Source organism: Nostoc sp., from assembly GCF_036917155.1.
GTDB lineage: Bacteria > Cyanobacteriota > Cyanobacteriia > Cyanobacteriales > Nostocaceae > Nostoc.
Genome location: NZ_JBALDZ010000028.1, coordinates 1 through 10,654, shown reverse-complemented (window position 1 = coordinate 10,654; position 10,654 = coordinate 1). Strand labels below are relative to the sequence as shown.

The following is a 10,654-nucleotide window of genomic DNA, read 5'->3' as shown; positions in this document are numbered from 1 at the left end:
GTGGGGTAAGGGTTTTCACTTTATGCGCGAATCTAGTCGCCCCAAACCCTTGTAACTCCGTTGTCCAAATTTCATCTTATGTGCAAACCCACACAAAATCCCAAATCTAAAATTGTCTGACGGAGTTGAATATCTTATGTCACTCGATCGCCCATTTGAATCTGTATCTTCTGAGCCAACTGCTGATCTGAAAAACAGTGCTGTAAACCGCTCTGGTTCAGTCTTAGCGCCAGTGTCAACAGATCCGGTCAATACTGAAGAAACCGCTTCTAAACCCCCGCGACAGCGCAAGACATGGCTTTGGGTCATACTGGCAGTTCTGCTAATTGGGGGTGGGGGCTTTGTGGGCTGGCAATTATTAGGCAATCGAAAAGCCCCGCCAGCAAAAGCGCCACCGCCTCTTCCGGTTAAGGTGCAGACTGTTGAATCGAGTCAAGTTCAATCTACCTCCGAGTTTGTTGGCACATTAGAAGCCCAGGAACGCGTTTCGCTTCAGCCACAAATTCAAGGGCGAATCGAACGCATATTTGTAGCCAGTGGCGATCGCGTCAGCAAGGGAACGCCGATTTTATCTTTAAGTTTGGATCAGACTACAGCCAATGTCTCCAGCGCCCTAGCTGTGGTTAACTCCAATCGGGCGGCTGTAGTAACCGCCCAGGCACAACTTGAACAACAACAAGCCAATCAAGTTAAAGCCGCCGCAGATGTGAAATTACAGCAAGTGCAGTTCCAGCGAACCAAGATGCTTGTAACAGAAGGCGCACAGGCAAGGCAAGAACTCGATATTGCTCAAAACAACTTAGATGCAGCGATCGCTACCCTAAATGCTGCTAAAAAGCAGGTGAACGCCAGTCAAGCCAGTGTCAAGCAAGCACAATCGAACGTGCAGCAAGCCCAGACTCAAGTTGCCTCAAATCAAGTGAATCTGAACCAGAAGCAGGTGGTTGCACCGCTTGATGGAATTGTGGGCGATTTCTCCGTCAAAGTGGGCGATTACGTGAATATTGGCGGAACCTTGACCACAATTACCAAAAACGATGCCCTAGATATGCGAATTTCGGTGCCATCCAACAATGCTGCTCAACTGCGTCGGGGATTACCTGTACAGCTACTGGATGCCAACACAGGTAAGCGTTTAACTACTGGCAGCATTAACTTTATCTCGCCACAAGTGAGTACATCTCAATCTATTTTAGTGAAAGCTCGATTTACTAATTCTGGTGGCAAATTGCGGGATGGGCAATATGTTCGCGCTCGGATTATCTGGAGCCAGCAACCGGGGATTTTGATTCCGACTCAAGTGGTGAGTCGCATTGGTGGACAGAATTTTGTCTTTGTGGTGGAAGAAGACAAGTCAAAGGAAAAGGTGGTGGAAGAAGACAAGTCAAAAGAAAAGCCGCAATTCGTTGTCCATCAAAAACCTGTGAAGTTGGGTGAAGTGCAAAGCGATCGCTATCCCATTTTAGAGGGAATTAAACCAGGCGATCGCATAGCGGTGTCTAATATTCTCAAACTGCGAGATGGTGTCCCCGTTCAACCACAATCTTAGTTTAAACGCATAGGCGTTTCGCCTTCCCGCAGGGTAGGGGCGCAGAGGTAAGCGCAGAGGAACGCAAAGAATATGCGCCTAATTATTAAAAACCTCCGCGTACCTTTGCGCTAACCTCCGCGTACCTTTGCGTTGAAAAAAAACAGTATTAGGACTAATTATCATGTCGATCGCAGACACCTTTATCAAGCGACCTGTTTTATCAACGGTTTGCACCATCCTAATCTTGCTGATTGGTGGCATTTGTATTCCTTTGCTGCCGATTAACAACTTACCAGAAATTGCCCCCATTCAAGTGCAAACCTCCAGCGTCTATATTGGCGCAGATTCTCAAACCGTTGAAGATACCGTCTCAACGGTGATTGAGCGGCAAGTGAACGGGGTTGAGGGGATGCAATACATGACTTCAAGCAGTGGTAATGACGGTTCCAGCACCATTTCAACTCTGTTCGATCCAGCTAGCAACCGCAACATTAACCAAGTTAACGTGCAGAATCGAGCTGCGATCGCTGAACCAAGTTTACCTGAGGCTGTGCGGCAAACTGGATTAACTACCCTAGCACGTTCCAACAGCATTCTCCTAGTTTATGGCTTCTATGCCGAAAATAGCGAGTACGACAACATCTTTTTGAGTAACTATGTTGACCTATACATCACCGATGCTATCAAGCGAGTCCCTGGTGTTGGGGATGCAACTTTGGTTGGGGAACGCCAATATGCGATGCGGCTATGGCTTGACCCCAACGCTCTAGCCAGTCGGGGATTAACTGCAACGGATGTCAGCACTGCCCTAACTTCTCAGAATGTTCAGGTGGGAGCAGGGTCGATTGGTCAAGCGCCCACGAAGACGGATCAGAAATCGAATTTCCCACTCCGCATCAATAGTAGATTAAAAGATGTCGAGGAATTCGAGAATTTGGTCATCAAGTCTGACACTAACGGGACACTGGTTAAACTCAAGGATGTGGGACGAGCCGAGTTAGGCGCGAAGGACTATACAACTTCGGCATTGGTACAGGGCAAACCTGGCGTTGCGATGCTGATCTATCAGCTTCCGGGCAGCAATGCGCTGAATACTGCCAAAGCCGTGGAAGCGCAAATCGCAGAGCTGGAGAAAAACTTTCCTCCAGGGGTGAAAGCCGTCATTGCCTACGACACCACCAAATTTGTGGAAGTCTCAATCGAAGAAGTACTCAAGACGCTGATGGAAGCCATCGCCCTAGTAGTGCTGGTGATTTTCATCTTTTTGCAAGATTGGCGGGCGACAATTATTCCGGCGATCGCTGTTCCTGTATCCTTGGTTGGTGCATTGGCCTTTGCCTATCTCTTCGGCTTCTCACTCAACACGTTGACCATGTTTGGATTAGTACTGGCAACAGGTTTGGTGGTAGACGATGCGATCATCGTGGTAGAAGGGATTGCTGCCAAGATGGAACAAGGCTTAGACCGACGGCAAGCGGCTTTTGAGGCGATGGGGGAGCTTTCTGGGGCGGTGATTGCCACCTCCTTGGTGTTGATGGCGGTATTTATCCCGGTATCCTTTTTTCCGGGGGCGACCGGCATCATGTATCGGCAGTTCGCATTGATCATTATCTTCTCCATCGGCATTTCTTTATTCAATGCCCTGAGTTTCACCCCCAGTATGTCTGGACTCTTCCTGCATCATACCGAGGGTGAAGGGCGAGGACCTCTGGGCTGGTTCTTTCGTCAGTTCAACCGGGGCTTTAGCTGGGTACTGGAGCAATACGAGAGTCTGAGCAAGTTCCTGATCCGCATCAGAATGTTTGTAGTGGGGCTATTTATCCTCGGACTGGCGGCAACGGCGTTTATATATATTTCCGTCCCCAGTGGATTTGTGCCAGATGAGGATCAAGGTATTATGGTCGGTCTGATTCAGGCTCCCGATGGTGTTTCCCTCGCCTATACCGAAAAAATTGTTAACACTGTGTCTCAAACCCTGAAAAAAGAAGTGCCGGAGATGGAAACCTCTCTCGTCATTGCCGGTTTTGGTCTGAATGGCAATGGCCCAAATCAGGGGACATTTTTCTTTAAGCTGAAAGATTGGAAAGAGCGCCAGGGTGAGGAACATTCGGTGAAGGGGATTGTGCAACGGCTAAATGGGATCTTTGCCCAAAATCAAGATGCGTTGATCTTTACATCCAACCTACCCGCCGTCTCTGGCTATGGGGTAACGGGTGGCTTTGAATTTCAACTTCAAGACCGCAGCAACGGACAACTGAGTATCGATCAATTTCTGGCGATCGCGCAACAAATAATTGCCAAAGCCAATCAAAATCCTATCTTGCGCCAAGTGTTCACTCAATTCACAGCCAGCACCCCCCAGTACCAGATTGACATTAACCGTGATCGCTTAGAAGCCCTCAATGTCGATTTTAGTGAGGCAATGAATACCCTGGGCGCTTACATGGGTGGGCAGTATGTCAATGATTTTACTTTCTCTCAGCACAGCTACCGAGTATATATCCAAGCAGATGAACAGTTTCGGAACTCTCCAGACAATATTGGTCAAATTAATGTCCGTTCCCGAAGTGGTAATCTGGTGCTACTAAATGAAGTCGCCAAAGTGACTCCCATTACAGGACCCCAAACCATCAACCACTTCAACTTATTCCGCTCCATCAAGATTCAAGGCAATGCTGCGCCTGGTTACAGTTCTGGGCAAGCAATTGCGGCGATGCAGGAGACCTTTAAGGAGATCGACCAGCCCGGTTTGGGTTATGACTGGACAGGAATTTCTAGAGAAGAAGCCAAGTCTGGCGGACAAACGATTCTGATCTTTGGTCTTGGTATCGTGGCTGTGTTTCTCATCTTGGCAGCGCAGTACGAAAATTACATTGACCCAATCATCATCCTACTGACAGTACCCTTTGCGATTTTAGGCGCTCTGTTATTTGTCTCAGTGCGCGGATTAGTCAACGATTTGTACTGTCAGGTGGCACTGGTGATGCTGATTGGTTTGGCGAGTAAGAACGCGATTTTGATTGTAGAATTTGCCAACCAATCGCGGGAGAAAGGAATGACCATCGCCCAAGCCGTACTCCATGCAGTTCAACAGCGACTCCGCCCGATTCTCATGACCACCATCGCCTCCCTGTGTGGATTCCTTCCCCTACTACTGTCATCCGGGGCTGGTGCAGCCAGCCGGACATCCCTTGGTACGGCGGTGTTTGGTGGGTTATTTATCTCCGTGATCATGAGCCTGCTGCTAGTACCTGTCCTTTATGTGGTGGTCAAAAACCTCACAGACTTTACCTCTAAAGGTAAGCCGCCCCAATCGCCTGAACCTACTCCATCTGGAGAATTTGCCTCTTTGAATGGAAAGAGTCAAGGAACAGTCGTCAAGTTTCAGGGAGATGCCCCTGCTTAACTGTTTGAGAGCGGCGCACCACACGCTACAAATGAAACAAACAAGTCAAATCCTTTTTCCTTCTAGTAGTCCGCCAAGTCAAACAATTGTAGATTGCCGATTGTAGATTTGAGATTGACTGCACCCACAAGGGATGCAGCTTGAGGATTTGAGATTGACGATTTTAGATTTATTCCGCCCACAATATGCTGGGCTTGTACCAAAAATATTCAATCTGCAATCTGCGATCTTCAATCTCCAATCTTCTCGGTCAACAATGCTTGGTTTGTAGTGAGCGCTAAAGCGCTCAAATTAAGGACTAAAGTCCTAACTACGAACTTATTCACCCATCAAAGTTGGTGTGGTGGACTACTATAGCGGTTCTCGTTTGGATGCAATACACAATAGGGCACAGCATTGCTCATTGGTGTCAACTTCAGCTGGAAATAGCTTAATTCTTGGCTTCCATGCCCGCCCGGAAATAAATTTCTTTGGCTAATAGGCTAAAGTCTACTGAAGTAGACTGGAGATTTTTGGCGATATTTAGTCATCTTCAGATGACTTTAGCTATGAGACGGGAATTTCAATTCCCGGCGGACAAGCGGTTTCACGTTAAGTTGACACCAATGAGCATTGCTGTGCCTCTACAAATGGTCTGTATTCTATGCAATTAAGAACCGCTATAGTAGTCTGTCCCATTAATTTTGCGGGGTCAATCAAATTTCAATTTCTTTCTTTCTTCGCGCTCTTTGCGTCTTTCTCCCAAGGGGAGACGCTAACGCGAATGCGGTTCGTTCTCTTATCACTCAAATTTAATGAGACAGACCACTAGTTTGTTTCTTGAAAGCGATTAGGATGCGTTCTCCGAAGGAGTTGCCGCAGGCATCACTCTCAAGCTTGACTTCCAATACCATTTCTATACAAGTACTGCCCGTGCTTTAGAAGACACGAGTCTGTTTGTGATTCAAATTACTCATTCACACGATGCTATGAAACTTAAAATTCCTTCTTGGGTCGGTACCACTATCGGGCTGTTGAGTATGGGAATGATGCCAGCTCTCGGTGCTGAACAAATAAAATTTTCTTACAGTCTTTTAGAATTTTCTCTTCCTGTTACTGATTTAAAAACTTATGCTCAAGAAGGTAAAATTAGCAGTCAACTAGCATCATATACAAAGTACCTTAAACCAGAGGATATTGCTCAACTGCGTCAGGTTTTGACTGAAAAACAAAAATTAAGTCCCGTAGCAGTCTCTCAATTTCTCTATTCAGAAATTGGAGAATCGATGTTAAAATCTGCGGGTGAATTGATTCAAACAGATTCCAGACAAAACGGTTTTTATGCAATTCGTGCGGCGTTGATTCTAGCGGCGGCTGATCCAAAGGGATTTACACTCCTGAATACGATGCGCTACTTCCCTTCACAGAGTATTCGGATTAATTCTGAAGAGCTTTTGGCACTGATGAATAAACTTTCTACTCTAAACAAGGAGACAAGTCAAGCTCTCTCTGTAATTGAGCAACAGTCTAATACAGAAGCATCGGCTGAACCACCTGTAGATATCTCAAAATTACCGCAGTTATACAACAAGTCAGGACCGTTTTCTTGGCAGAAGAGAGCGATCGCCTTTGTGGATACTAATCGTAAATCCCTGACTGGAAGTATTAAAACTAGAGTCATTCAAACCGATATTTATTTACCTAAAAGTCAAACACCTGCACCAGTTGTAGTCATTTCTCATGGACTAGGTTCCGATCGCGATAGCTTTGCTTACTTGGCAGAAAATTTAGCATCCTATGGATTTGCTGTTGTTGTTCCTGAGCATCCTGGTAGTGATTCTCTCCAAATGGAAGCACTACTCACAGGGAAAAGCCAACAAGTATTTGCAGACACAGAATTAATTGACCGACCTTTAGACGTAACTTTTGTGCTTAATCAATTAGAGCAGCGTTCAACATCTGATCCCTGGCTACAAGGAAAAATCAACGTTCAACAAGTCGGTGTGATTGGACAATCTTTTGGTGGTTACACAGCCTTAGTCTTAGCTGGCGCACGCATCAATATTAATCAGTTGCACAAAGATTGTAAATCTGAACCCGATTCGGTTAATGTTTCGTTGTTGTTGCAGTGTCGTGCTTTAGCACTGGGAAAAAATTCTCCTGATTATGAACAGATCCAACAAAACTTAAGCAACCTAGATTTACGCGATCGCCGAGTTAAAGCTGTGATTGCTCTCAATCCATTCACGAGTAGTATTCTTGGGCAAGCAGGTATGAGCCGAATCGAAATTCCTGTAGTCATTGCTGGTGGAGCCTCAGACACGGTTACTCCCGTCTTGTTGGAACAAGTACAAGCATTTTCTTGGTTGACTACCAAAGACAAGTATTTGGGTATTGGTGACAAAGGGACTCATACTGATTTGATTGGTGGTGTGAGTAGCGTAATTTTACCATCTTCTAACCGTTTCTCTGGAAGTGACCCAGAATTGGGACGGATTCATCTTCAGGCTTTTAGTACAGCTTTCATGAAAGTATATCTTGCTCACCAGACTCAATATCGTCCTTTTCTAAGTACATCTTATGTGAAGAACTCAAATCGGGATGAACCAGTCAAGGTCTATTTCGTCAAGTCGCTACCACCAGGATTTCCCCAGGGATTAGTTCGTCAGAAATGAGAATTAAACCTTATCTAAGTTGAGAACTGTAGTTTTCGCCCTCACCCTAAATCCCTCTCCCAAGCTTGGGAGAGGGACTTTGAAATTCTATAAAGCGGCGCAGAATATTAAAGCGCTGGAAGACAAATATTTTAATGGTGGCAAGATTACCTATGCACCCAATCAAACCAAAACCCTGGTGGAGTACGTGCAGAGTTTACGCGATCGCCAACTGTTCATTGTCCGAACCAACTTAGTGCAGTTTCGCCTCACACAAAGCCAGATTTTCCAGTAGCTTCTTTTTCAGCTTTTGATGGTTTGGCTGAGAGTTCAAATTGGATTTTGGTGATAATCTGGGGATAAATCTGCTTCGCCTAAAAGATATCAAATGGGTTCTATAAAACTCTTTTCCTCTCTACCCATGACTCAACCAATTTCTGCAAAAGCGATCGCTATTTTCGATATTGATGGCGTTGTGCGCGATGTTAGCGGTTCCTATCGCCGGGCGATCGCAGATACTGTAGAATATTTTACTACCCAAGCCTATCGTCCAACTCCACAAGATATTGACCAACTCAAGTCTGAAGGTGTGTGGAATAACGATTGGGAAGCATCGCAAGAATTAATTTACCGCTACTTTGAAACCCAACAACAGAGCCGCGAACAACTGCAACTAGATTATGATGCGATCGTTGCTTTTTTTCAATCCCGCTACCGAGGGACAGACCCAAATAATTTTACTGGGTATATCTGTAATGAACCTTTATTATTACAACCTAGCTATTTAGAACAACTTACCCAAGCTGGGATTGCTTGGGGATTTTTTAGCGGTGCAACTCGTGCTTCCGCTAACTATGTATTGCAAAAACGCCTGGGCTTAGAATCTCCTGTATTGATTGCGATGGAGGATGCGCCAGGTAAACCAGACCCCACTGGACTTTTTGCCACAGTTCGTGAGTTAGATAATGGAATTGAGCAAAGATTAGCTGTAGTGTATGTGGGGGATACGGTAGCAGATATGTATACTGTAGAGAAAGCGCGGCGTTTAGATTCTTCTCACCTTTGGATTGGTGTAGGGGTTTTACCGCCTCACGTCCAGGAAACAGCCGCGCGTAGTGATGCATACAGTGAGACACTAATAGCAGCAGGAGCAGCAGTAGTTTTGCGTAATGTGCAGGAATTGACCCCAAAACAGATTCAAGAATTGGTAAGTTCATCTGCCCAATCTCTGGTCTAAGATTAATCAAGCTATGCGTGGATGAATGACTGGCTGATAACAATCTTGCTTTAATCATTGGGAGATTAATAAAAATGTCTGCATTTAAACTGCCTAACGGCCCTCAAACTCACCCTTGGGTACAAACCTATCAGTGGCTGACTAATCCCTTAGAATACATGGAAGCCTGTGCTAAACGCTATGGTGATATCTTCACTCTTCGGATTGGCCCTGTTTTTACTCCTCAAGTGTTTTTTAGTAATCCCCAGGCGATTCAGCAGATTTTTACGACAGATCCAAAACAGTTAGACTCTGGTGAACCGGCGGGTATTAAATCGCCTTTATTAGGACGGCAATCACTATTAGCTCTAGAAGGTAAGCCTCACCAACGCCAACGAAAGTTGTTGACACCCCCTTTTCATGGAGAAAGAATGCTGGCTTATGGTCAGTTAACCCGTGATATCACTGAGCAAGTGATTAGTCAATGGCAAGTTGGGGAATCCTTTTCAGTTCTGCCATCTATGCAAGAAATCTCCTTAGAGGTGATTTTGAAAGCTGTATTTGGTCTAGCAGATGGACCACGTTATGAAAAACTCAAAGAAGTGCTGCTGGAAATCCTGAATCCCAAGCAACCTTTCGTTACGGCAATGATGCTTGTTTTTCCATCACTGCAACGAGATTTAGGTTCTTGGAGTCCTTGGGGTATATTCCTGCGCTTGCGAGAGCAAATTGATGAACTTATATATGCTGAGATTCAAGAACGCAAAGAGCAACCTGACCCATCTCGGACTGATATCCTAGCTTTGATGATGGCAGCTCGTGATGAAGAGGGGCAGTCGATGACTGATGTAGAGTTACGCGATGAGTTAATTACCCTCTTGGCCGCGGGTCACGAGACTACTGCAACAACCTTAGCATGGGCTTTGTACTGGATTCACCATTTGCCAGAGGTGCGTGCAAAACTACTGCAAGAACTAGATAACCTGGGCGAAAACCCTGATCCAAATGCTATTTTGCGCTTGCCCTATTTGAGTGCTGTTTGTTCAGAAACCCTGCGCCTGTATCCAGTGGTAACGTTGGCATTAAATCGCTTGGTAAAATCCCCCCTAGAAATCATGGGCCATGAGTTGAATCCTGGTACCTTGGTGATTCCTTGCATTTATCTGATCCATCATCGAGAAGATTTATATCCCCAGTCGAAGCAATTTAAGCCAGAGCGTTTTCTAGAACGGCAGTTTTCTCCTTCTGAGTATTTGCCTTTTGGTGGCGGGAACCGTCGCTGTATTGGCATGGCATTTGCTCTATTTGAGATGAAGGTAGTTTTGGCAACAGTGTTGTCTCACTGGCAGATGGAACTGGCTGATAGCAAACCAGTGCAGCCAGTGCGTAAGGGTTTCTTATTTAGCCCTGGAGGGGGTGTGCAGATGGTGGTGAAGGGGAGACACCAGCAAAATCAGGCAGTTCGAGAGACTAGTTTTGTTTAGAAAGTTTGCGAATGCGATCACCAGGGGGCATTTACCATGAAAGACGTTGCAAGTCTAGTAACCCAAGTTGCTAGTTATGCAGATAGGCGATCGCAACAGGGTCAAAAAAGCAATAAAATCCCCTCCAGAGTCAAAACAGGAGGGGTTTATGCTAAATGAAATAATTACGATTTATGCTATAGCGGTTATCGATTTGATGAGAACACCAAAGTCCTTACTCTAAAATCATTTCAGCAAAGTTTTTGTATCTCACTCAACTGCACACCGCTATATCACTGATGACTGTATGTTAAGTAGGTAGGCGAAAAAATTTATAACTATGTAACGAAAACTTCACCATAGGGATTAGAGTTAAATTTTACACGTTGCGTACTATAATTTCCT

The 10,654-nt window shown here is 45.4% G+C and carries 7 protein-coding genes; all 7 read left to right on the top strand.

Annotated elements, in window-relative coordinates:
* Positions 1-136 precede the first annotated feature (136 nt).
* A complete protein-coding gene (locus V7K67_RS04620; protein WP_334732815.1) occupies positions 137-1,549 on the top strand; it encodes an efflux RND transporter periplasmic adaptor subunit in 1,413 nt (470 codons plus the stop codon).
* Between the two features lie 163 nt (positions 1,550-1,712).
* Positions 1,713-4,937: an efflux RND transporter permease subunit gene (locus tag V7K67_RS04615; RefSeq protein ID WP_334732814.1), complete on the top strand. Its 3,225-nt coding sequence runs from the start codon at positions 1,713-1,715 to the stop codon at positions 4,935-4,937.
* A 968-nt stretch (positions 4,938-5,905) separates the two neighbouring features.
* On the top strand, positions 5,906-7,591 hold the full coding sequence (locus V7K67_RS04610) for an alpha/beta hydrolase (RefSeq protein WP_334729411.1): 1,686 nt from the start codon (positions 5,906-5,908) through the stop codon (positions 7,589-7,591).
* 79 nt (positions 7,592-7,670) lie between these two features.
* Complete coding sequence (locus V7K67_RS04605) at positions 7,671-7,865, top strand: hypothetical protein (protein ID WP_334729410.1); 195 nt, start codon at positions 7,671-7,673, stop codon at positions 7,863-7,865.
* A gap of 126 nt (positions 7,866-7,991) precedes the next feature.
* The gene (locus V7K67_RS04600) at positions 7,992-8,807 is read left to right on the top strand and encodes a TIGR01548 family HAD-type hydrolase (protein ID WP_334729409.1); all 816 of its coding nucleotides are present in this window, start codon (positions 7,992-7,994) and stop codon (positions 8,805-8,807) included.
* A 74-nt stretch (positions 8,808-8,881) separates the two neighbouring features.
* Positions 8,882-10,270, top strand: a complete 1,389-nt coding sequence (locus tag V7K67_RS04595; RefSeq protein WP_334729408.1) for a cytochrome P450 — start codon at positions 8,882-8,884, stop codon at positions 10,268-10,270.
* A 36-nt stretch (positions 10,271-10,306) separates the two neighbouring features.
* Positions 10,307-10,429 (top strand): hypothetical protein, encoded by a 123-nt coding sequence (locus tag V7K67_RS04590; RefSeq protein WP_334729407.1) that lies wholly within the window; start codon positions 10,307-10,309, stop codon positions 10,427-10,429.
* Positions 10,430-10,654 lie beyond the last annotated feature (225 nt).